The organism is Streptomyces sp. NPDC049954 (assembly GCF_040656295.1).
In the GTDB taxonomy this organism is placed as follows: domain Bacteria; phylum Actinomycetota; class Actinomycetes; order Streptomycetales; family Streptomycetaceae; genus Streptomyces.
Genome location: NZ_JBFALS010000002.1, coordinates 434,415 through 456,831, shown reverse-complemented (window position 1 = coordinate 456,831; position 22,417 = coordinate 434,415). Strand labels below are relative to the sequence as shown.

General features: G+C 73.0%; 16 protein-coding genes. 5 read left to right on the top strand and 11 right to left on the bottom strand.

The genetic code is table 11. The annotated features are described in order from the left end of the window. The first annotated feature begins 82 nt into the window (after window positions 1–82). The 3 genes from AB0J21_RS05520 (at window position 83) to AB0J21_RS05510 (ending at window position 4,799) form a co-directional block, all read left to right on the top strand. On the top strand, window positions 83–1,765 hold the full coding sequence (locus tag AB0J21_RS05520; RefSeq protein ID WP_363144706.1) for a phospholipid carrier-dependent glycosyltransferase: 1,683 nt from the start codon (window positions 83–85) through the stop codon (window positions 1,763–1,765). 167 nt (window positions 1,766–1,932) lie between these two features. Continuing rightward, a complete protein-coding gene (locus AB0J21_RS05515) occupies window positions 1,933–3,561 on the top strand; it encodes a penicillin-binding transpeptidase domain-containing protein (protein ID WP_363144501.1) in 1,629 nt (542 codons plus the stop codon). A 323-nt stretch (window positions 3,562–3,884) separates the two neighbouring features. Then, on the top strand, window positions 3,885–4,799 hold the full coding sequence (locus AB0J21_RS05510; RefSeq protein ID WP_363144500.1) for an aminoglycoside phosphotransferase: 915 nt from the start codon (window positions 3,885–3,887) through the stop codon (window positions 4,797–4,799). Between the two features lie 12 nt (window positions 4,800–4,811). On the opposite strand, the gene AB0J21_RS05505 is transcribed toward AB0J21_RS05510, so the two are convergent. The 5 genes from AB0J21_RS05505 to AB0J21_RS05485 all read right to left on the bottom strand — a co-directional run bounded on the left by AB0J21_RS05505 (window position 4,812) and on the right by AB0J21_RS05485 (window position 9,640). Next, complete coding sequence (locus tag AB0J21_RS05505) at window positions 4,812–5,636, bottom strand: SDR family oxidoreductase (protein ID WP_363144705.1); 825 nt, start codon at window positions 5,634–5,636, stop codon at window positions 4,812–4,814. A gap of 116 nt (window positions 5,637–5,752) precedes the next feature. Then, a complete protein-coding gene (locus tag AB0J21_RS05500) occupies window positions 5,753–6,937 on the bottom strand; it encodes a serine hydrolase domain-containing protein (RefSeq protein WP_363144499.1) in 1,185 nt (394 codons plus the stop codon). After that, window positions 6,934–7,728 (bottom strand): ABC transporter ATP-binding protein, encoded by a 795-nt coding sequence (locus AB0J21_RS05495; RefSeq protein WP_363144498.1) that lies wholly within the window; start codon window positions 7,726–7,728, stop codon window positions 6,934–6,936. The genes AB0J21_RS05500 and AB0J21_RS05495 overlap by 4 nt, the downstream gene beginning before the upstream one ends. Further along, window positions 7,725–8,486 carry a cobalt ECF transporter T component CbiQ gene (cbiQ, locus tag AB0J21_RS05490; RefSeq protein WP_363144497.1) on the bottom strand — a complete coding sequence of 254 codons (762 nt, stop codon included), beginning with the start codon at window positions 8,484–8,486 and terminating at the stop codon, window positions 7,725–7,727. Before cbiQ ends, AB0J21_RS05495 begins: the two co-directional genes overlap by 4 nt. Window positions 8,487–8,563: 77 nt before the next feature. Beyond that, complete coding sequence (locus AB0J21_RS05485) at window positions 8,564–9,640, bottom strand: energy-coupling factor ABC transporter permease (RefSeq protein ID WP_363144496.1); 1,077 nt, start codon at window positions 9,638–9,640, stop codon at window positions 8,564–8,566. Window positions 9,641–9,992: 352 nt separating this feature from the next. Between AB0J21_RS05485 and AB0J21_RS05480 the strand changes: the two genes are divergently transcribed. Continuing rightward, on the top strand, window positions 9,993–10,448 hold the full coding sequence (locus tag AB0J21_RS05480) for an SsgA family sporulation/cell division regulator (protein WP_363144495.1): 456 nt from the start codon (window positions 9,993–9,995) through the stop codon (window positions 10,446–10,448). A 212-nt stretch (window positions 10,449–10,660) separates the two neighbouring features. On the opposite strand, the gene AB0J21_RS05475 is transcribed toward AB0J21_RS05480, so the two are convergent. Beyond that, a complete protein-coding gene (locus tag AB0J21_RS05475; RefSeq protein WP_363144494.1) occupies window positions 10,661–12,937 on the bottom strand; it encodes an MMPL family transporter in 2,277 nt (758 codons plus the stop codon). 270 nt (window positions 12,938–13,207) lie between these two features. After that, window positions 13,208–13,804: a TetR/AcrR family transcriptional regulator gene (locus AB0J21_RS05470; RefSeq protein WP_363144493.1), complete on the bottom strand. Its 597-nt coding sequence runs from the start codon at window positions 13,802–13,804 to the stop codon at window positions 13,208–13,210. A 395-nt stretch (window positions 13,805–14,199) separates the two neighbouring features. On the opposite strand from AB0J21_RS05470, the gene AB0J21_RS05465 reads away from it, so the two are divergent. Further along, window positions 14,200–17,661, top strand: a complete 3,462-nt coding sequence (locus AB0J21_RS05465) for a S41 family peptidase (RefSeq protein WP_363144492.1) — start codon at window positions 14,200–14,202, stop codon at window positions 17,659–17,661. Between the two features lie 282 nt (window positions 17,662–17,943). Here the strand turns inward: AB0J21_RS05465 and AB0J21_RS05460 are convergent, their stop codons facing one another. From AB0J21_RS05460 to AB0J21_RS05445, 4 genes are all read right to left on the bottom strand, one after another. Then, a complete protein-coding gene (locus AB0J21_RS05460) occupies window positions 17,944–18,117 on the bottom strand; it encodes a hypothetical protein (RefSeq protein WP_363144491.1) in 174 nt (57 codons plus the stop codon). A 164-nt stretch (window positions 18,118–18,281) separates the two neighbouring features. Then, window positions 18,282–19,277 carry an SDR family oxidoreductase gene (locus AB0J21_RS05455; RefSeq protein WP_363144490.1) on the bottom strand — a complete coding sequence of 332 codons (996 nt, stop codon included), beginning with the start codon at window positions 19,275–19,277 and terminating at the stop codon, window positions 18,282–18,284. Beyond that, a complete protein-coding gene (locus AB0J21_RS05450; protein ID WP_363144489.1) occupies window positions 19,274–20,320 on the bottom strand; it encodes an alpha/beta hydrolase in 1,047 nt (348 codons plus the stop codon). The genes AB0J21_RS05455 and AB0J21_RS05450 overlap by 4 nt, the downstream gene beginning before the upstream one ends. Further along, the gene (locus AB0J21_RS05445; RefSeq protein ID WP_363144488.1) at window positions 20,317–21,861 is read right to left on the bottom strand and encodes an NAD(P)/FAD-dependent oxidoreductase; all 1,545 of its coding nucleotides are present in this window, start codon (window positions 21,859–21,861) and stop codon (window positions 20,317–20,319) included. Before AB0J21_RS05445 ends, AB0J21_RS05450 begins: the two co-directional genes overlap by 4 nt. Between the last annotated feature and the right edge of the window lie 556 nt (window positions 21,862–22,417).

Here is a 22,417-nt window from a genome sequence, read left to right as displayed (position 1 = left end):
CACCGGTACCGCGTCCCCGACCGACGCCCCCGCAGCGCAGACCGGCGGCGGCCCGCAGCAACCGCCGCCCTGGCAGCGCCACCTGCGCCGGTTCGGGTACACGCCCACCGGCGGCGCCGCCCCCGGCACGGACACCGGCGTCGCGGACCGGCTGTGCCCCCCGTACGCGGGCCCCGCGGACCCCCTGCTGTGGACGGCGGTCGGCCTGCCCCGCACCCTGTCCGCCTTCCTGGTCCGCCACGCGCACTGGCTCGGTCCGCTCCTGATCACGCTCGTCGCGGGCGTCACCCGGTTCTGGAACCTCGGTTCGCCGAAGGCGGTGATATTCGACGAGACGTACTACGCGAAGGACGCGTGGGCGCTCATCCACCGCGGCTACGAGGTCAACTGGCCTTCGAGCGCGAACAAGCTGATCCTCGCCGACCCCTCCTCGGTGCGGATCCCCACCGAGCCCGCGTACGTCGTGCACCCGCCGGTCGGCAAGTACGTCATCGGGATCGGCGAGTGGCTGTTCGGGCTGACACCCTTCGGCTGGCGCTTCATGACGGCGGTGCTCGGCACGCTGTCCGTGTGGATGCTGTGCCGGATCGGGCGGCGCATGTTCCGCTCCACCTTCCTGGGCTGCCTGGCCGGGGCGCTGCTCACGGTCGACGGACTGCACCTCGTGATGAGCAGGACCGCGCTGCTCGACCAGGTGCTGATGTTCTTCGTACTGGCCGCGTTCGGCTGCCTCCTGCTGGACCGCGACCGGTCCAGGGCCCGGCTGCTCGCCGCGCTCCCGGTGGAGCCGGACGGCAGGGTCCGGCCCGACGCCGAGGTCGCCGAACGCCTCTTCCTCGGCTGGCGCCCGTGGCGCTGGGCGGCCGGGATCTGCCTGGGCCTGGCCTTCGGCACGAAGTGGAACGGGCTGTTCGTGATGGCCGCGTTCGGCGTGCTGACCGTCCTGTGGGACGTCGGCGCCCGCAAGGTCGCCGGAGCACACCGCGCGTGGCCCGCGATGCTGCGACGGGACGCGCCGCTCGCCTTCGTGGCGATCGTGCCGGTGACCTTCGCCGTGTACCTCGCCTCGTGGACCGCGTGGATCCTCTCCCCGGACAACGGCAAGGGCGGCTACCTGCGGGACTGGGCGAAGACCGCGGGCCGGGGCGGCACCTGGGACTGGCTCCCGGACTGGCTGCGCAGCCTGTGGCACTACGAGCACGCCGTCTACGACTTCCACGTCGGCCTGACCGACGGCCACCGCTACCAGTCCAACGCGTGGAGCTGGATGGTCGACGGCCGGCCCGTCTCGTACTTCTACGAGTCCCCGCGCCCCGGCCAGGACGGCTGCCCCAGCGGCACCGGCGGGGACTGCGCGCGCGAGGTCCTGGCCCTGGGCACCCCCGCCCTGTGGTGGACGGCCTGCGCCGCGCTCGCCTACCTCGTGTGGCGCTGGCTCTTCCGGCGCGACTGGCGGGCTGGCGCCCTGCTGTGCGCCGTCGCGGCGGGACTGCTGCCGTGGCTGCACTACCAGGAACGGACCATCTTCTACTTCTACGCGGTCGTGTTCGTACCGTTCCTGTGCCTCGGCGTCGCCATGATGATCGGGGCGCTGATCGGCCCGCCGGGCTCCTCGGAACGGCGCCGCGTGGTGGGGGCGACGGGCGCGGGCGTACTCGTCCTGCTGATCGCCTGGAACTTCGTCTACTTCTGGCCGATCTACACCGGCCACGCCATCCCGTACTCCTCCTGGCAGGACCGGATGTGGCTCAACTCGTGGATCTGAGCGAGCCCTCGCGCTCCGGGCCCCGAACGGTTTCGTCGCGTTCCCGTAACAGAATCTCCACATGTCAGTGGCGGCTCGTATATTGCGGAGCGTGTGCCTCTCGTACACGGGTGTGATGGTCGAGCACCCGCGGGACGGGGAGGCACCCCTGGGGAGGGGGGTACGCGATGCGTACGGGGGCAAAGGCTGCCTTGGTCGGTGGGGTGCTGGTGGTCATGGTGGGCGGCGCCGGTTACGGCGTCTTCAACATCGTGTCCGGGGTCACCGGTGGCTCCGGCGGCGGCACCGGGCCGGTGGTCGCCGAGGTGAAGGCCGGGCCGATCACCGAGGCCGAGGTCAAGAAGGTCACGAAGGAGTTCTTCGCGGCCTGGGAGAAGGGCGACAGCGTCGGCACGGCCGCCCTCACCGACAACGATGCCGGGGCCACCCCGGTGTTCGCCTCGCTGCGCGAGGACGCGCACGTCTCCAAGGTGCGCATCACCCCGGGTGTCGCGCACGCCACGGAGGTCCCCTTCCAGGTCGAGCTGACCGTGCAGTGGAAGGGCAGCCGGAAGACCGTCCGCTACGACTCGAAACTGACCGTCGTGCGCGGGCCGAGAACCGGCACCCCGCTCGTCGGCTGGAAACCCGAGGTCGTACACCCCGGGATGGAGGAGGGCGACCTCCTCGTCACCGACTACTCCTCGCGCCCGCCGATCGAGGCCGTGGACCGCGACGGTCAGGTGCTGACGGCCGAGAAGTACCCCTCGCTCAAGCCGATCCTGGACACCCTGCGCGTCCGCTACGGGGAGCAGGCGGGCGGCAGGGGCGGCGTCGACTTCTCGATCCGGCACCGCGACGAGGACGCCCCCGACACCACGCTGGTGACCATCGAGAAGGGCCGGCCGGGCAAGGTGCGCACGACGCTCAGCTCGGCCGTGCAGGCCGCCGCCGAGCAGGCCGTCAAGCAGTACCCCAACTCCTCGGTGGTCGCCGAGAAGCCGAGCACCGGCGAGGTTCTGGCCGTCGCCAACCACCGCGACGACGGGTTCAACGCGGCCTTCGAGGGCAAGGTCGCGCCCGGTTCGACGATGAAGCTGATCAGCGCGGCGACCCTCATCGACAAGGGGCTGGCCACCGCGAACAGCAAGGCGCCCTGCCCGGACACCGCCCTGTCCGGCGGGCAGACCGTGCACAACCTCACGGGGATGCAGCCCGACCCGAACGCGACCCTGGCGCAGAGCTTCGCCCGCTCGTGCAACACGGCCTTCGTGTCCTTCGCCCCGAAGCTCGGCGTGGACGACCTCAGCCGGGAGGCGAAGGAGAAGTTCGGCCTCGGGCTCAACTGGCGTACCGGCATCGTCTCGGTCGACGGCAAGGTCCCCGCCGTCGAGGGCGACGACAAGGGCATGGCCCTCATCGGCCAGGGCCAGGTCCAGCTCAACCCGCTCAACATGGCCTCGGTGACCTCGACGGTCCGCACCGGCGCCTTCCACCAGCCCTTCCTGGTGCCCCGGCCGCTGACCACCGAACCGCTGGCCCAGGCCGCGGGGCTGTCGCCGAACACCGCCGCGCAGATACGCCAGATGATGAACCTGACGGCGACGAGCGGCACGGGCGCCGCCGCGATGCGCGGCCTCGGCCCCGACATCGGCGCGAAGACCGGTTCGGCGGAGGTCGACGGACAGGCCACGTCCAACAGCTGGTTCACCGGCTACCGGGGCGACGCGGCGGCCGCCGCCTTCGCCGAGGCCGGCGGGCACGGCGGGGACACGGCGGGCCCGATCGTCGCGGCCGTCCTGCGCGCGACGGGCTGACCCGGGGCCGGACCCCGGGGCCGGACCGGGCCACCGGCGTCCCGCCGTCGAGCCGCCGCCACCGTTGCCGCCGCCACCGTCGCCGTCGCCGTCGCCGTCGCCGTCGCCGTCGCCGTCGCCGAGCAGGAACGAAACACCCGCCCGGGGCCGTCCCGCGACCGTAAGAAAGCGGTCCGTTCCGGTCGCGGGCAGCCTGCCGACGATCTGTCAGGGGCAGTTGTGGGCGGCCTCGATCCTGGGGCCTCCGCCATTTGGGCGGGCGGGGGTGGGTGGGTCACCATGGCCCCGTCTACCCCCCCTGCACCCACCTGGAGCGTCCGCCGATGGACGAACGTCTGGCCACCTCCCTCCTCGGTGACCTGTGCGAGCACCTGGGCCGGGAGGCCGACCCGCACCGTACGGAAATGCGGCGCTGGGCCCACGGCGGGCTGGAGCGGATCACCTTCTCGGACGGCAACACCCTGATCCACAAGTACGGTCAGCGGCCCTTCACCAAGGAGGCCGACATGCTGCGCTCGCTGTACGCGGGCGGCGTCCCCGTACCGAGGGTCGCGGCCTCCCGGGTGCAGGGCCGGCAGATGAGCATGCTGATGGAGGACCTGGGAGAACCGTTGCGCCCGGCGACGGAGGACGAGGCGCTGGCCGCCGTACTGAGCCTGCACGCCGCGCCCATCGACCCGGCGGTGCCCCGGCTGACGGAGTCGAGTCTGCGCACCCTGCCGGAGCGGACCCTGCACCACCTGGACCGGCTGCACGTCATGAACCGCTGGCACGGTTCGGTGAGCATCGGCATGGACCTGGGACGGGTGCGCCGGGTCGCCGAGCACCGCGCGCAGGGCGCCGACCTCCCGCCGTACGGCTGGGTGCACACCGAACTCGGCTACGAGGGGCTGCACGTGGGGCCGCGCGGGCTGCGGCTGCTCGACTTCGCGCGCTCCTACACCGGTCCCGGCCTGTTCGACCTCGTGTCCTGGGGCGACGGCATCAACTCGCTGAGCCCGCGCCGCACCCGGGAGTTCCTGGAGCGGTACGTCGACGCCGGGGGCCCGCCGCAGACCCTGAAGCGGCGGGCGGGCCTCCCGGCGGAGCGGTGGGCGCTGGGCTGGCTGCGGCTGTGGCGGCTGGAATGGATTCTGGAGGACGCCTGCCGGGACTCCTGGGACCAGGCCGACGACGCGCACAGCGAGGCGCTCGCGCGCGCCGAACTCGACCAGGCCCTGGACCTGTTCGAGCTGTGACCGCGCGGCCGCTCAGCCCTGTCGGCGCGCCTCGGCCGCCGCGGCGGACTGCCGGAAGGCGGTGTTGACCGCGAGCAGTCCGCCGTCGACCCGCAGCACGGTGCCGGTGACCCAGGCGGCGTCGCGGGAGGCGAGGTAGGCGACGGCGGCGGCGATGTCCTCGGGCTCGCCGACCCGGCCCAGCGGGTAGCGGTCCGCGAAGGCTTCGAGGTGGGCGGGCCGGTCGGCCCAGGCCGTGGTGCGCACGGTGCCGGGCTGGACGAGGTTGACGCGCACGCCCCGGGGCGCGGCGTGCCCGGCGAGGGTGCGGGTGAGGGATTCCAGTCCGGCCTTGGCGGCGCTGTAGGCGTGCCCGCCGAAGTCCTGCGCGCCGTTGACCGAGCCGATGGTGACGACCGCTCCGCGTCCGGAGGCGACGAGGTGCGGGAGGGCGGCGCGCGAGCAGCGGACGGCGCCGCCGAGGCACGTGTCGAGGTCGCGTTCCCACACCTCGTCGCTCTCGTCCTCGAACAACGGGGCGTCCTGCCCGGCGGAGTAGGCGTTGTTGACCAGGACGTCGAGGGTGCCGAAGAGGTCGACGGCGCGGGCGACGGCCGCCTCGACACCGGCCAGGTCCCGTACGTCGCACGGGTAGGGCTCGGCGCCGTCGATCCCGGCGGCGGTGGCCTCGGCGGCGTCCGCGTCGCGGTCGGTGAGCAGGACGCGGGCGCCCTCGGAGGCGAGTCTGCGGGCGGTCGCCGCGCCGATCCCGCGCGCGGCGCCGGTGATCAGCACGCCGTATCCCTTCAGGCGCGGCGCGGCGGCGGAGGGGCCCTCGGCGGGGGTGGGGCCCGCGATCACGGTCGTCGGTGCGGCTGTCCCGTTCGCGGCCGCCTGCCTCGCGGCCGTCCCGTTCGCGGTTGCCTGGCTCGCGTCTGCCTGGCTCTCGGCTGTCTCGTTCGCGGCTGTCTCGTTCACAGCGCGGAACGTACCGCGCGCACCAGGGCCTGCGCACGGGGGTCGGCGGTAACTCCCTTGCGCAGCCCGTTCGTCACGTAGGCGAGGGCGAGACCGGACTCGGGGTCGGCGAAGGCGAGGGAGCCGCCGCGGCCGGGGTGGCCGAAGGAGCCGGGGGCGAGCAGCGGGGTCGCGGGGCTGTGCAGCATGTAGCCGGCGCCGAAGCGGCTGCGGGCGACGAGGACCCGGTCGGGGCCCTCGGACTCCTGGGTGCGGGCCATCGCGAGGGTCGCGGGGGTGAACAGCCTCCGGCCGCCGTCGACGTCGCCGATGAGCGCGGCGTAGAAGCGGGCGAGGCCGCGCGCGGTCGCGATGCCGTTGGAGGCGGGGAGTTCGGCCGCCCAGTACGCGGGGTCGTTCTCGTCGGCCCCGGGCGCGACGGAGCCGAAGGCGCGGCGGGTCAGGGAGGCGGGGTCGGCGTAGGCCGCGGCGATGTCGCGGCGCGGCCGGGAGCGCAGTCCGCCCGCCGGGAGCGGGTCCAGGGGCGCGAGGCGGCCGACCCGCCAGCGCTCCTCCTCGGGCAGCCCGATCCACAGGTCGAGGCCGAGCGGGGCGGCGATGTGCGCGGCCGCCCAGGAGCCGAGGCTGCGGCCGGTGACGCGGCGGACGATCTCGGCGGTCAGGAAGCCGTAGGTCTGGGCGTGGTAGCCGTGGTCGGTGCCGGGTTCCCACGCGGGGGCCTGCGCGGCGACGGCGGCGGCGGCCCGGTCCTGGTCCATGGCCTCGGCGGGGGTCAGCGGCCGGTCGAGAGCGGGCACCCCCGCGCGGTGGCCGAGGAGGTGGCGGACGAGGGTGCGGTCCTTGCCGTGCTCCTTGTACTGGGGCCAGTAGGTGACGACCGGGGCCTCCAGGTCGAGCTGTCCGCGCTGGTGCAGGAGGAGCAGGACGGCGGCGGCCACGCCCTTGGTCGCGGAGCGCACGATCTGCGCGGTGCCGCGCCGCCAGGGTTCGGTGCCGTGCGCGTCGCGGGTGCCGCCCCACAGGTCGACGACCTTGTGGCCGTCGCGGTAGACGGTGACGGCCGCGCCGCGTTCCCCGAGCCTGCGGAAGCCGGCCGTGAAGGCGTCCTTGACCTGCTCGTATCCCGGGGCGACGACGCCCTCGACGGCGGGCGGCTCCGGGGGCTGCTGTGCTTCGTTCACCTCTCCATGGTCACAGACCGCGGATCGAAGCCGAAGGGCAGTTCGAGACGGTGGGCGCTCATCAGCTCCGGGTCGCCGAGCAGCTCGGCGGTGGGGCCGTCGGCGGCGATCACGCCGTCGCTCAGGATCGCGGAGCGCGGGCACAGTTCGAGGGCGTAGGGGAGGTCGTGGGTGACCATCAGGACGGTCACGTCGAGGGAGCGCAGGATGTCGGCGAGTTCGCGGCGGGAGGCGGGGTCGAGGTTGGAGGAGGGTTCGTCCAGGACGAGGATCTCGGGTTCCATCGCGAGGACGGTGGCGACGGCGACGCGGCGGCGCTGCCCGTACGACAGGTGGTGCGGGGGCCGGTCGGCGTACTCGGCCATGCCGACCCGTTCGAGGGCCTCCTTGACGCGGGCCTCCAGCGCGGGCCCCTTGAGTCCGGCGGCGGCCGGGCCGAAGGCGACGTCCTCGCGCACGCTCGGCATGAACAGCTGGTCGTCGGGGTCCTGGAAGACGAGGCCGACCCGGCGCCTGATCTCGGCCATGTGCTCCTTGCCGACCGGGAGCCCGGCGACGGTGACCGTCCCGGCGCCGCCGCCGAGGATGCCGTTGAGGTGCAGGACGAGCGTGGTCTTGCCCGCGCCGTTGGGCCCGAGCAGGGCGACGCGCTCCCCCTTGGCGAGGGTCAGGTCGACGCCGAACAGCGCCTGGTGCCCGTCCGGGTAGGCGTAGGCGAGACCGGCCACCGCGAGGGAGGGCGGCGGCCCGGCGGGTCCTTCGGCGGGGGTGGGCGTGGGGATCGTGTTCACAGGGTCCATCCCAGCAGACATACGGCGAGGGCGGCGGCGGGCAGGGCGAGGGCGTGGGTCCACTGGGCGCGGGAGGCGGTCACGTCGTCGATGACGGGCATCGAGCCGGAGTAGCCGCGGCTCATCATGGCGAGGTGGACGCGTTCGCCGCGTTCGTAGGAGCGGATGAAGAGGGCGCCGGCCGATTTCGCCAGCACGCCCCAGTGCCGTACGCCGCGCGCCTCGAAGCCGCGGGACTCGCGGGCGATCCGCATGCGGCGCATCTCGTCGGCGATGACGTCCCCGTAGCGGATCATGAAGCTCGCGATCTGGACGAGCATCGGCGGCAGCCTGAGGCGCTGGAGGCCGAGGAGGAGTTCGCGCAGTTCGGTCGTGGAGGCGAGGAGGACGGAGGCGGCGACACCGAGGGTGCCCTTGGCGAGGACGTTGAAGGCGCCCCACAGTCCGTTGACGGACAGGGACAGGCCGAGGAACTCGGTGTGCGGCCCCTCGGCGACGAACGGCAGGAGCACCGCGAAGGCCACGAAGGGCACCTCGATGAGCAGCCGTTTGAGCAGGAACCCGGCCGGGACCCGGGCGAGGTACGCGACCCCGGCCAGCAGCACCGCGTACAGGCCGAAGGCCCACACCGCTTCGCGCGGGGTGGACACGACGACGATCACGAAGGCGAGGACGGCGGCGAGCTTGCAGTGCGGGGGCAGCCGGTGGACCGGGGAGTGGCCGTGCCGGTAGAGCCGGTGGGCGTGTCCGGCGCCCATGTCAGCGGGCCCCCGGGCGCCGGGCGCGGCCTTGCCGGCGGGTGGTGCGCGGGTGCCGGGTGGTGAAGAGGTGCATGTCAGGCGGTTTCCTGGACCTGTCCGCTGCGGGTGGCCCCGTGGTCACGGCGGCGGCGGACGACGTAGAAGATCCCCGAGCCTACGACGACGGTCGCGCCGACCCCGATGACCCCCGCGAGTCCACCGGAGAGCCGGGCGTCGGAGATGTCCTTGACACCGTAGTCGGCGAGCGGGGAGTCCTTCGCGGCGTGGTCCTCGGCCTTGCGGTCGATGCCCTTGTCGTGGGCGACCTTCTCCAGGCCGTCGGGGCTGGCGGAGGCGTAGAAGCTGACGAAACCGGCGAGGACGACGGAGGCGACGATGCCGGTGATCCACACCTTCTTCGTGGAGCGCGCGGCGACCGGCGCGGGGGCCTGGGCGGGCGCGTCGACGAGTTCGCCGCCGACCCGCAGCTTGAGCGGGGTGCTGAGCCCCCGGGCCCCGTACACGAGGTCGGGCCGTACGGCGATCACGGCGCCGACGGTGAGGGCGGTGATGACGGCCTCGCCGATGCCGATCAGGACGTGCACGCCGATCATGGCGCTCGCGACCTTGCCGAGGGAGACGTCGGTCGTGCCGCCGATCGCGTACATCGCGGTGAAGGCGACGGCGGCGGCCGGCACCGAGACGAGGGCGGCGACGAAGGAGGCGGCGGTGACGGAGCCGCGGCGGCGCGGCAGGACCTTCACGAGGCCCCGGAACAGCGCGTAGGCGACGAGGACCGTCACGATCGCCATGTCGGTGATGTTGACGCCGAGCGCGGTGAGCCCGCCGTCGGCGAACAGGACGCCCTGCATGAGCAGGACCACGGACACGCACAGCACCCCGGTGTAGGGGCCGACGAGGATCGCGGCGAGGGCCCCGCCGAGCAGGTGTCCGCTGGTCCCGGCGGCGACCGGGAAGTTGAGCATCTGCACGGCGAAGATGAAGGCGGCGACGAGCCCGGCCAGCGGCGCGGTGCGTTCGCTGCCGCCAGGACCGGCGCTCGTCCCGAGTTCCCGGCGGGCGCCGCGCAGGCTGACGGCGACGGCGGCGGCCGCGACGACTCCCGTCACGGCGGACACCGGTGCGTTGATGAATCCGTCGGGCACATGCATGGCGAGGCTCCGCTTCCTGCGGGGACGACAGGGACGAACAGGGGGTGAACGCGGGGCGGGACGGGGTGACCCGCTTCCCCGGACACGGCTGTGCCGCCTCCGCGACCGGCCGTCCCTCGTTCGAGGGCCGTTCGATCATAGTGCCCACTTGCGAAGAGTTCGCAAGAGCACCCCCCTCACAACTAACACTTCCCCGCCGCCCCCTCCGCGCCCCCTCCCCCGCTCCCCGCCCTCTTTTGTACGGATATATGCCACATTGGTGAACAGAACGTCCTGTGGGTGTTCGCTCCCCTGAGCGGGTACCCGGAGGGGCCCGGAGGTTTTGAGGTTCCCCGAGGTGGAGGAGCGAGCGATGGCCCTGGTCGAGCAGTACACACGGGTCCGGGTGGTCTCGGACGCGGCCGAGACCCCGTCCCTGCCGGTGGCGCTGCGCTACGACCCGGCGGTGGACCCGGCCACCGTCACGGTGTCGTTCCCGCACGCCACGGGCGGCGGGGACCGCAGCTTTCCGCGCTCGCTGCTGGAGGAGGGGCTGCGCGCCCCGGCGCAGTCCGGGAAAGTCCGGATCTGGCCCTGCGGCCGGGTCCAGACCGTCGTCGAGTGCCACGCCCCCGACGCGGTCTCGGTGATCCAGTTCGACAGCACGGATCTCATCCGGTTCCTGCGCCGCACGTACACGGCCGGGGCCCGCTACGAGGCCGAGCTGACCGGCCCGGCGCGCAGCGGGCCGGCACCGGCGCCGGCGCCGGCCACCACCGGGCCCGCCCCGGCGGTCACCCGGCCGGCGGAACCGAAGGTGAGCGGTTAGTCCGCGCCGCACCCCGGTCGGCTCACGCCCGTACCCGAAGCCGCGCGCGCAGGAGGCGGAACAAGGGGCGGACAGGAAGCGGCCCGGCGAGAGCCTTGCCCTCTCGCCGGGCCTTTTTCTTCACGTGCCGGCCCCGTCCCCACGGGCCTCGGCACGGCCCCCCGGGTCCGGCGTCCGGTGCGGACGCCGGGTGTCCCGGGGGCCAGGACCACTCAGACGCGTGTCAACTCCCGTTCCGCGTCCGGGTCCTGGGGCTTGTCGTCCTCGCCGAGGGCCTTCTGGAGCTGTTCGCCCTCGACGTCGACGTTCGGCATGATCCGGTCGAGCCACTTCGGCAGCCACCAGGCCCGCTTGCCGAGCAGGGCGAGCACCGCGGGGACGATCGTCATGCGCACCACGAAGGCGTCGAAGAAGACGGCGATCGCGAGGCTGAAGCCGATCATCTTGACCATCTGCTCGCTGGAGCTGATGAAGCCCGCGAAGACCGCCATCATGATGACCGCCGCCGCCGTGACCACCCGGGCGCCGTGCCGGAACCCGGTCTCCACGGCCTGCTTGGGCGACTCCCCGTGCACGTGGGCCTCGCGCATGCGGGTCACGAGGAAGACCTCGTAGTCCATCGCGAGCCCGAACACCACGCCCACCATGAAGATCGGCATCATGCTCATGATCGGCCCGGGCTGTTCGACGCCGAAGAGCGAGCCGAGCCAGCCCCACTGGTAGACCGCGACGACGGCGCCGAGCGCGGCCACCACGGAGAGCAGGAAGCCGAGGGCCGCCTTGAGCGGGACCAGGATCGAGCGGAAGACGAGCACGAGGAGCAGGAACGCGAGCCCGACCACGAGGATCAGGTACGGCACGAGGGCGTCGTTCAGCTTCTGCGAGACGTCGATGTTCATCGCGGTCGCGCCGGTGACCAGGACCTCGGCGCCGGTGTCGGCGCGTACGTCCTTCCCGGCGTCCCGGATGCCGTGGACCAGGTCCTCGGTCTCGACGGAGGAGGGCTGGGAGTCCGGCACCACGGTGATGGTGGCGGTGTCCCCGGCCTTGTTGAAGTTCGCCGGGGTCACCGCGGCGACGTCCGGGAGCTTCTTGATGTCGGCGACCACGCGCTTGGCGGCGGCCTGCGGGTCGTCCACGCCCTTGGCGTCCACGACGGTCATCAGCGGGCCGTTGAACCCGGGGCCGAAACCGTCGGACAGCAGGTCGTAGGCGCGGCGCTGGGTCGTGTCGGTGGGCTGGGAGCCGTCGTCGGGCAGGCCCAGTTCCAGCTGGGTCACGGGGACGGCGACCACTCCGAGGGCGACGACCGCGGTGACCAGCACCAGGACGGGCCGGCGCAGCACGAACCGCGCCCAGCGGGTGCCCATGTTGACCTTGTGGTTGCCCTCGGGGTCGCGCTGCGCGTCGACGACGGCGCGGGCGACCGCGTCCTCGCCTTCGCCCTTGACGGCCTTCGCGGCCTTGCGGACCTTCTTGCCGAGCACCCGGTTTCCGGCGAAGCCGAGCAGCGCGGGGATCAGGGTCAGGGCGACGAGCACGGCGACGGCCACGGTGCCCGCGGCGGCCACACCCATCTTGGTGAGCATCGGGATGTTGACGACGGCGAGGCCGACGAGGGCGATGATCACAGTGAGGCCGGCGAACACCACGGCGGAGCCCGCCGTACCGGCGGCCCGGCCGACCGCCTCCTCGGGTTTCCTGCCCTCGGCCCGTTCCGCGCGGTAGCGGGAGACGATGAACAGCGCGTAGTCGATGCCGACGGCGAGGCCGATCATCATCGCGAGGATCGAGGTCGTCGAGTCCAGGCTCAGCGCCTTCGCGAGGGCGGTGATGGAGCCGACACCCACGCCGACCCCGATGATCGCGGTGAGCAGCGGGAGCCCGGCCGCGATGAGCGAGCCGAAGGTGATCACGAGGACCACGGCGGCGATGGCGATACCGATGACCTCGGTGGCGCCGGTCTCCGCTTCGGGCTGGAGCGCGTCACCGCCGATCTCCACGGTCAGGCCGGCGTCCTGGGCCTTGCTCGCGGCGTCCTGGAGGGCGTCCTTCGAGGAGTCGTCCAGCTCCATGGAGCTGACCTTGTAGGTCACGGAGGCGTAGGCGACCTCGCCGTTCTTGGCGACGGCGGAGCCGGTCGCGAAGGGGTCGGCGACCGAGGCGACCTGCTTCGAGCCGTGGTCGATGTCGCGGACGGTCTTCTGGACCTCGGCCTTGTTCTCCTGCGCGGTGATCTTCTCACCGGCGGGGGCCTTGAAGACGACGCGGGCGGTGGCCCCGTCCGAGCTGGTGCCGGGGAAGCGCTGGTCGAGGAGGTCGAAGGCCTTCTGGGCCTCGACGCCGGGTATGGAGAACTGGCTGGGGCCAGGGCTGCTCGCGGTCGCGGCACCCACGCCGACGAGCGCGAGCACGGCCACCCAGAACAGGGCGACTATCCGGCGTCGCCGGAAGGCGAAACGGCCGAGTTTGTAGAGGAACGTGGCCACGAGGGCGGTCTCCCGGTCAGGGTCGGGGGCGGATCAGGGCAGGGCGGGCCAGCCCGACGACGGGAGCGGTGCGCGTCAGGAGGAGCTGGAACTACGAGCTGAAGGTCGTACGGACAGGGCGGGGAGACGCGCGTCAGGGAGTGGGCGCGAGGATCTCCCGGGTGCGGTTCACGAGGTCACGGGTGGTGGCGCGCCTGGGCCGGTGAAGGACTCACCGCAGACGCGGCCGCCGCTCGTGCGACGGGAACCGCGGGTGTCGGGGCTGTGCTCTCAGGCGCCGAGGGCGGGGAGGACCACGGCGTCGACGTATCGGAGGAGGAAGTCCCGGTCGACCGAGGCGCCGTCGATCATCTGCCGTGCGACGTAGGCACCGACCATCATGTGCACGACGAAGTCGAGAGCGGGTCTGTCCGCCTCCACCTCGCCGCGCTCCACCGCACGCCGCAGCACCTGGCCGAGTCCGGTGATCTCCGGCTCGACCAGCAGCTCGCGGAAGGCGCGGTGCAGATCGGGGTTGCTCTTCATCTCCATGGCGATTCCGCGCATCAGTGCGGCGTCCTCAGCCATGCGGCAGTCGTCCTGACGGCCCACGAGGGCGTGGAAATCGCCCCGCAGGCTGCCGGTGTCGACATCGGCGGACGAGATCGGCTTGTGATGGCGCAGTGCCATCACCACCAGCTCCGGCTTGCTCCCCCACTGGCGGTAGAGGGTCGCCTTGCTGGACCGGGTGCGGGATGCCACGGCGTCCATGGTGAGCGCCTCGTAGCCGACCTCGCGCAGCAGATCGAGCACGGCCTCGTACAGCTCGGCCTCGCGCTCGGGCGTCAGACGGCTTCGGCGCGTCGTCGCACCGGCAACTGCGGCCATCCCTGCCTCCCTCTGCTCGCTTGTACGTACACGTACCCGCCTCGCGGCGACCCGCACACGTACGGTCCACGCACCTTACGACGTCTTCGACGCCGTGAGGAGCGCTCTCGCACTGGAATGACCCTAACCCGGACGGGTATCGAAACGAAACGGTTTCGTACGTGTCCTGCGCCACACGCCCTGCGCTGCCTTTATTTACTCCTTCCGTACTTATGTCCTGCGGCGAGGCGGGGGAACCCCTCCCTTGCTTTGGAAAGGAGGCCCCACGTGGCGCCCGGGAAACGAGGCTCCGGGACACGGGCGCCCGTATCGCACACCCGTTCCGGTGCTCTCCGTACGGGTGCCGGGCGCCCCGCCGAGTTGCCGCGCCGGTACCCGCGTAAAAGCATGAGGTGGTGAACGAGCACGACGCGGGCTACCTGCGGTTCCCCCACCTCCACGGCGAGCGGCTGTGCTTCGTCGCCGAGGACGACCTCTGGCTGGCCCCCCTGCCGGGCGCGGACGGGCGGGCGGAGCCCGGACGGGCCTGGCGGCTGACCGCCGACCGCACCAAGCTCGGCCATCCCCGTTTCTCGCCGGACGGGCGGCTCATCGCGTTCACCACCTGGCGCAGTCTCGACCCGGAGATCCACCTCGCGGCCGTCGACGGCGGCCCGGTGCGGCGGCTCACCTACTGGGGCGGCTCCGACACCCGCGTGTGCGGCTGGACCCCGCCGGACGCGGAGGGCCGCAGCGAGATCCTCGCGGTCAGCTCGAAGGACCAGCCCTTCTCGTACTACGCCTGGGCGTACAAGGTGCCGCTCGACGGCTCCCCCGGCGGTCCGCTGCCCTGGGGCCCGGTCTCCGACATCGCCGTGGCCGACCCCCACGGCGACAGCCGCACCCTGCTGCTGACCGGCAAACCGCCACACGAGCCCGCCGCGTGGAAACGGTACCGGGGCGGGGCCACCGGCCGGCTGTGGCTGCACGGCGACCGGCTGCTGCCCGGCCTCGACGGGCACCTCGACTGCCCCATGTTCGTCGCCGGGCGCATCGCCTTCCTCTCCGACCACGAGGGCGTCGGCAACCTGTACTCCTGCCTGCCCGACGGGCGGGGCCTGCGCCGTCACACCGACCACGACGCCTTCTACGCCCGGCACGCCTCGACCGACGGGGAGCGCGTCGTCTACCAGTGCGCGGGCGACCTGTGGATCGTCGAGGACCTGTCCGAGGACGGCCGTCCCCGCCGCCTGGACGTGCGGCTCGGCGGTCCCCGCTCGGGGCGGCGCGGCTTCCAGGTGCCCGCCTCCCGGCACGTCGACGCCGTGTCCACCGACGAGACGGGCCGGGCCAGCGCCGTCGCCGTCCGCGGCAGCCTGTACTGGCTCACCCACCGCGACGGCCCGGCCCGCACCATCACCGACACCCCGGGCGTACGGGTACGGCTGCCCGTGCTGCTCGGCGCGGGCGGCGAGGTCGCCTACGTCACCGACGCGGACGGGCCCGACGCCCTGGAGATCGCCTCGCTGCCCCGGGCCAGTGACGAGGGCGCGGTACGGCGCTTCGCGGGCGGCCGGATCGGCCGGGTCGAGGAACTCGTCGCCGACAACGAGGGCACCCGCCTCGCCGTCGCCACCCACGACGGCCGCCTCCTGCTCGTCGACCCGACGCCGACGCCGACGGACGAAGGGAGCGCGGAGGCAGGGGGCGAGGAGGCGCCGCACGACCAGGGAGCGGGCGCGGGCGGGGAGGCGGCCGGGGGCGCCGGACCGGAGGACTCCAACAGTGACCGTCCGGAGGGCTCCAGCGGCGACCGTCCGGAGAGCTCCAGCGGCGACCGCCCGGAGGACTCCGGCGGTGACGGGCAGGTCACCGAGCTGATCCGGTCCCTCAACGGTCCCGTGCGCGACCTCGCCTTCTCCCCCGACGGCGCCTGGATCACCTGGTCGCACCCGGGGATCGGCCGTTCGCTGCGGCAGATCAAGATGGCCCGGATCGCCGGCCCGGGCGCCCCGGTGGTCCTCGACGTCACCAACGGCCGCTTCGAGGACGAGAACCCGGTGTTCACCCGGGACGGCCGGTATCTCGCGTTCCTGTCCTGGCGCGGCTTCGACCCGGTGTACGACGTGCACACCGGCGACCTGTCCTTCCCGCTCGGCTGCCGCCCGTACCTCGTGACGCTGTCCTCGGCGACGCCCTCGCCGTTCGCGCTGCAACCCGACGGCCGCCCGGCCGCCGGCGGACTCGACCCGGACGAACGCGCCGAGGGCTTCGACGGCGTCGTGACCGTCGAGGCGGAGGGCCTGGAGAGCCGGGTCACGCCGTTCCCGGTGCCCGCCTCGAAGTACTCGGCGCTGCACCCGGTGTCCGGCGGCGGGCTCGTGTGGCTGCGCTGGCCGATCTCCGGGGCGCTCGGCGAGACCTTCGTCAACCCGGCCGACACCTCGCACCAGCCGACCCTCGAACACTTCGACCTGACCCGCGCGAAGAAGACCCAGCTCGTCGCGCACATGGACTGGTTCGCGGTGAGCGGCGACGGCTCCCGGCTCGTCGTCGTGGACGAGGACGAACTGCGCGCCGTCCCCGCCACCGAGTCCGGCGACGACGCCACGACCGCGTGGATCGACCTGCGCCGCGTCAAGCACGAGGTGGAGCCGGGCGCCGAGTGGCGGCAGGCGTACGAGGAGGCGGGCCGCATCATCCGCTCCTACTTCTGGGACCCGGGGATGTGCGGCATCGACTGGGAGGCCGTCCTCGACCAGTACCGCCCGCTGCTCGAACGGGTCGCCTCCCCCGACGAGTTCGCCGACCTGCTGCGCGAGGTCCTCGGCGAACTCGGCACCTCCCACGCCTACGTCACCGCCGCCCGCCGCAACGAGGGACCGCCGCACTACCAGCGCCCCATGGGCCTGCTCGGCGCCGACTTCGCCTGCCGGGACGGCGAGTGGACGGTACGGCGCATCCTGCCCGGCGAGTCCTCCGACTCCAAGGCCCGCTCCCCGCTGGCCGGTACGGGCATCCGCGAGGGCGCCGTCCTCACCCATGTCGACGGCCGCCCCGTCGACCCGGTCACCGGCCCCGGGCCGCTGCTCGCCGGGGCGGGCGGCACCACCGTCGAACTGACCTTCCGCCCGGCGGGCGGCGGCCGTCCCCGGCGCGTCGCGGTCGTCCCGCTCGTCGACGACCGGCCGCTGCGCTATCAGCACTGGGTCGCCAAACGCCGCGCCGTCGTCAGGGAGTTGAGCGGGGGTCGCTGCGGCTACCTGCACATCCCGGACCTGGGCGGCTCGGGCTGGGCGCAGTTCAACCGCGATCTGCGGCTGGAGATGTCGAGGCCCTCCCTCATCGTCGACGTACGCGGCAACGCGGGCGGCAACATCAGCGAACTGGTCCTGGAGAAGCTGACCCGCACCATCCTCGGCTGGGACCTGACCCGGGACGCGCAGCCCGTGTCGTACGCCTCGAACGCCCCGCGCGGACCGATCGTCGCCCTCGCCGACGAGGCGACCTCCTCCGACGGCGACATGATCACCGCGGCCTTCAAACTCCTCGGCCTGGGGCCCGTCGTGGGGCAGCGGACCTGGGGCGGCGTCGTCGGCATGACCGGCCGGCAGACCCTCGTGGACGGCACGGTCATCACGGTGCCGATGAACGCGGCCTGGTTCGACGCGTACGGCTGGTCCGTCGAGAACCACGGCGTCGCCCCCGACGTGCCCGCGCTGCGCACCCCCCTCGACTGGGCGGAGGGCCGGTACGCGCAGCTCGACGACGCGGTGGGCCTCGCCCTCGAACTCCTCGACCGCCACCCCGCCGCCGTCCCCCCGGACCTCTCCGCCGTCCCCGACCGCACCCGCCCCCCGCTCCCGCCCCGGGCCTGAGCCGGGGACTGGGCTGAGTCCGGGGACTGGGCTGAGTCCGGGGACTGGGCTGAGTCCGGGGACTGGGCTGAGTCCGGGGACTGGGCTGAGTCCGGGGACTGGGCGGCGGTTCGCGGTCCACGGACTCGCGCGCCGCCGGGCGCGCCGCCGCGCACACAGGTGAACGCCGGAGGGCGGCTCCCGGAGCTGGTCTCCGGAAGCCGCCCTCCAGCTGGTACCGCAACCCGAGCGGTCAGCGGTCACCGCCGGGCGGACCCGGCCGGTGCCGCAACGTCACCGAGGTCACTGGTCGTCGTCGCGACCGAACTTCTCGCGCGCGTCCTCGCCCTTGTCCTGACCCTTCTCACGGGCCTGGTCCTGAGCCTGCGAACCGCGCTCGTTCGCCTGGTCCTTGGCCTCGCCCGCCTTCTGCTTGAGCTGCTCGGCCTTGTCCTGGAACTGGTCCTTGATACCCATGCGGGGTCACTCCTCTAGGGGGTGGGGTGCGGCCCCCGCCAGAGACTGGGGGGCCTCGACCAGACTGACACGCACCGACAGACCCCGCATTTCGATCAATCCACGCAGAGTGACCGGCCGTCGGCAACCGCGCCCGTGCGGGCTCGCGGCCCCGGAACCGCCGCTCAGCCCACCCCGGAGGAGCGCCGCGAACGGTCCTTCTCGTCGGCGGCGCCCCCCGCCCCGACCAGCCCCTTGCGCACCCCGGCCAGCCGCGGCCCGAAGCGTTCCATCTCGCGCCTGCCGACCGTCCCGATCAGCGCGGGAAGCACGCCCCGCACGGACTGCATCCCGCGCAGCCAGCCCTGCGCGTAGACGTGCGCGGAGCGCCGCTCGATGCCCGCGAGCAGGCGGTCGACGGCGGGAGAGAGCGGGTACGTCTTGTTCGCCGGCCACGGCAGCCGCTGCCGCAGCTCCCGCATCACCTCGTCCTCGTCGGCGCCGCGCACCATGTCGGTGTCGGTCCAGCTCAGGTAGGCGACACCGACCTTCACGCCGAGATACCCGACCTCGGCGCGCAGACAGTGCGCGTACGCCTCGACCCCGGACTTGGAGGCGCAGTACGCGCTCATCATGGGGGCCGGGGTCACGGCGGCGAGCGAGGCGACCTGGAGGAGATAGCCGCGGCTCTCGGCGAGCACCGGCAGGAAGGCGCGCGCGGTGACCGCCGAACCGATCAGGTTGACCTCGATCACCCGGCGCCACGACTCCGGGTCGGAGTCGATGAACGGCCCGCCGCCGGCCACCCCGGCGTTGGCGACGACGACGTCGACCTTCCCGAACCGCTCCTTGACCTCGGCCGCGACCCGCGTCATCGCGTCCTGGTCGGTGACGTCCGCGTACCAGTACGCGCTGTCACTGTGCAGCCGCCCCGACAACTCCTCAAGCGCCTCCGGCTCCAGCCCCACGAGCGCGACCCGCACGCCGTGCGCGGACAACTTGCGCGCGAGCAACCGCCCGACCCCGCGCGCCGCGCCCGTCACGACGGCGACCTGCCCGTCGAGGCGGCCGGCGACCCGCCGCCCCGCCCCGCGCTGCCCCGGCACCAGCCCGGCGGAGCGGGTGGGACCTCCGGTGCCCCTGGAGCCCCCGGCCGCGCCGTTGTCATCGGTGGTCGTCATGCCTTCTCCTCAGTGAGCCGGGACGAACGAGTACGGCCTTCGGGCCGCGGCCCGGGGACGGTCTCCGCACCGGCCTCCGAACCGGCCTGCGTATCGGCCTGCGTGCTGGCCTCGGACCCGGCCTCGGACCCGAGCGGCAGATGGTCCGCGACGAGTTCCCTGATCCGCCCGGTCACGGCGGCGGGCCCCTCGATCGGCGTCATGTGACCGAGGCCCGGCAGTTCCGTCAGGCCCAGCGACCGCGGCAGGGCCTCGGCCAGGGCCCGCGCGTGGACGGCCGGGGTCAGCTTGTCGGCGGTCCCGACGATCACGGCGGTGGGCGCCTCGATGAGCCGTACCCCCTCCTCCTCGTCGAGCACGTCGAGCACCCGCGACCAGCCGAAGCGCACCGGCGTGGGACACGCGTGCACGATCCGCGCACACGCGTCCACCTGCTCCGCGGTGGCGCCCGGCCCCATCACCCCGTACTTCAGGACCCGTTTGCCGAGCGGGGTGACCGGGCCGAGCGGGGCCCGCGCCCCGAGGACCGCCCCCGTCAGCCGGGTCCGTACGGGACTCGCGGGCAGCGGCAGCACCGTGGACTCGGCGACGAGCCGCGAAGGGCCGGTCGAGCACAGCAGCACGGCGCCCGCGTGCTCCCGGAAGGCAGGCCGGTCCGCCGCCGCCATGAACGTCATCCCGCCCATCGAGTGCCCGGCCAGCACCGCCTTCTCGCCCGGCTCCAGCGTCGCGTCGAGCACCGCTTCGAGATCGTCGGCGAGCGCCTTCGTGCTGTACCCGAGCGGGCCCAGCGGCGCGGGGGTACGCCCGTGACCGCGCTGGTCGTAGGCGATGACCCGGTGATCGGGCGCCAGGGCCCGGATCTGCGCCGCCCAGAAGGCCACCGAGCAGGTCCAGCCGTGCGCGAGCACCACGGCGGGCGCCCCGGCGGGCCCGAACACCTCGACGTGCACGGGCGATCCGTCCGCCGAGGTGACGGTCAGCTCCCGCGCGGCGACCGGTGGCGCGTACGTACCGCGCGTGGCGTGCCCGAACCCGCTCATGCCGCAGCCCCTTCCCGACCGGCCTCTGCCCCAGCCCTTGCCTCGGCCGCTGTTCGTGCCGCGGCTCCACTGTGCCCCCGGGGCGGCCGCAGTACCTCGTACTCGAAAAGATTCACCCGCCGGGTCGCGGACCGGAACTCCGTCGTCGTCCCGGGCCAGATGGTCGTGTTCCTCCCCGAGGAGTCGAGATACCAGCTGGTGCACCCTCCGGTGCTCCACACCGTGCGCTTCATCCTTTCCTGCACACGGTGGTTCCACGCGTCCACGGCCGGCCTGCGGGCGTCCAGCGCGGAACCGGGCCCCAGCACGTCCAACTGCCGCAGGTAGTCCGCCATGTAGTTGAGCTGCGCCTCGATCATCAGGATCATCGAGGAGTTCCCGAGGCCCGTGTTCGGCCCGATGATGGTCATCCAGTTCGGGAAACCGGCGGCGGTCGCCCCGCGCAGCGAGGCCATCCCGTCCTTCCAGCTCTCGGCGAGCGTGTGCCCGTCGGCGCCCACGACCCGCTCGGCGATCGGCATGTCGGTGACGTGGAAACCGGTGCCGAAGACGATCGCGTCGGCCTCCGTCTCCGTCCCGTCCGCCGCGACCAGGGTGCTCCCGCGCACCTCGCTGAGCCCGGAGGCGACGAGATCCACGTTGTCCCGGGCGAGCGCCGGATAGTACGTGCTCGACAGCAGGATCCGCTTGCAGCCGATCCGGTACGAGGGCGTCAACCGGGCACGCAGCACCGGATCCTTGATGGAGCGCCGGATGTTCGCCTTCGCGAGCTTCTCGACCAGCCCCAGTGCGTCGGGCCGCTTCGTGAACGCCTGCACCTGCAGTTCCCTGATCCCCCACAGCACCCGCCGCCGCGCCTCCGTCGCGAACGGCAGCCTGCGGTGCAGCCACTTCTCCGTCGCGGACACCTCGCGGTCCATCCGGGGCATGACCCAGGCGGGGGTGCGCTGGAACAGGGTCAGCCGCTCCACCTCGGGCTGGATCGAGGGAACGATCTGGATCGCCGAGGCCCCCGTCCCGATCATCGCGACCCGCTTGCCCCGCAACTCGTAGCCGTGGTCCCAGCGGGCCGAGTGGAAGACCTTGCCCGGGAACGTGTCGAGCCCCGGAATGTCCGGGATCTTCGGGTCGGACAGCGGCCCGGTCGCCGAGACCACCAGATCGGCGGTCCAGCGCCCCGACGCCGTGTCCAGCTCCCACCGCATCCGCCGCCCGTCCCAGCGCATCATCCGCACCTCGCTGTTGGTACGGATGTGCGGCCGCAGCCCGAAGGTGTCGACGACCCGCTCCAGGTAGGCCCGGATGTGCGGCTGCCCGGAAAAGGTACGGGGCCACTCGGCGCTCGGCGCGAAGGAGAAGGAGTACAGGTGCGAGGGCACGTCGCAGGCACAGCCCGGATACGTGTTGTCCCGCCAGGTACCGCCGACCGACCCGGCCCGTTCCAGCACGACGAAGTCGGTGACCCCCTCACGCCGCAACCGCACCGCCGCCCCGATCCCCCCGAACCCGGACCCGACCACCGCCACCCGCACATGCCGCACGGCCCCCTCCCCACCCGAGGCTCCACCGCCCTGGCCGGCCTTTACGACCTGCCTGAGCTGCCCGGCCTCACCGCCCTGCCCGGCCTCACCGGTACGGCCAAGTCCTCGGGGATACGCCCCCGGTGCGCCGGCCGTGGCGACCGTGGCGGCATACTCCTGCGCGCCTTGAGTGCCGGGGGCGCTTTGTGTGCCGGGGGCGCCTTGAGTGGTCCGCGTGCTCTGTGCGCCCTGCGCGCCTTGAGAGTTCTGCGCGCTCCGAGCGCTCCGTGCGTTCTCTGTGCTCTCAGTGCTCTCAGTGCTCTGCGCGCCGGGTGACTTCTGCGTTTCCTGCCGGCGGTCCCGCGCGTTCCTCGCGGTGCCCTTGTCCCTCGCGGCGTCCAAGTCACTCGCGGTGTCCATGTTCTCCGTCATAGAGCCGCCTCCCGCACCTCTCCAGACGACGCTGCCAGCAATCACTGGCACGATGGGGAGCGTAGAACAGTCCCGTACCCGTGGGTAGAGGTCGCGCAAGAAGAGTTACCGCCGGTACGACATAGGCTGCGCCCGGGAGTTCACA

Coding starts and splice junctions, on each gene's coding strand:
- AB0J21_RS05515 (WP_363144501.1), top strand. CDS start 1,933: ATGCGTACGGGGGCAAAGGCTGCCTTGGTCGGTGGGGTGCTGGTGGTC.
- AB0J21_RS05510 (WP_363144500.1), top strand. CDS start 3,885: ATGGACGAACGTCTGGCCACCTCCCTCCTCGGTGACCTGTGCGAGCAC.
- cbiQ (WP_363144497.1), bottom strand. CDS start 8,486: ATGGGCGCCGGACACGCCCACCGGCTCTACCGGCACGGCCACTCCCCG.
- AB0J21_RS05485 (WP_363144496.1), bottom strand. CDS start 9,640: ATGCATGTGCCCGACGGATTCATCAACGCACCGGTGTCCGCCGTGACG.
- AB0J21_RS05480 (WP_363144495.1), top strand. CDS start 9,993: ATGGCCCTGGTCGAGCAGTACACACGGGTCCGGGTGGTCTCGGACGCG.
- AB0J21_RS05470 (WP_363144493.1), bottom strand. CDS start 13,804: ATGGCCGCAGTTGCCGGTGCGACGACGCGCCGAAGCCGTCTGACGCCC.
- AB0J21_RS05460 (WP_363144491.1), bottom strand. CDS start 18,117: ATGGGTATCAAGGACCAGTTCCAGGACAAGGCCGAGCAGCTCAAGCAG.
- AB0J21_RS05455 (WP_363144490.1), bottom strand. CDS start 19,277: ATGACGACCACCGATGACAACGGCGCGGCCGGGGGCTCCAGGGGCACC.
- AB0J21_RS05450 (WP_363144489.1), bottom strand. CDS start 20,320: ATGAGCGGGTTCGGGCACGCCACGCGCGGTACGTACGCGCCACCGGTC.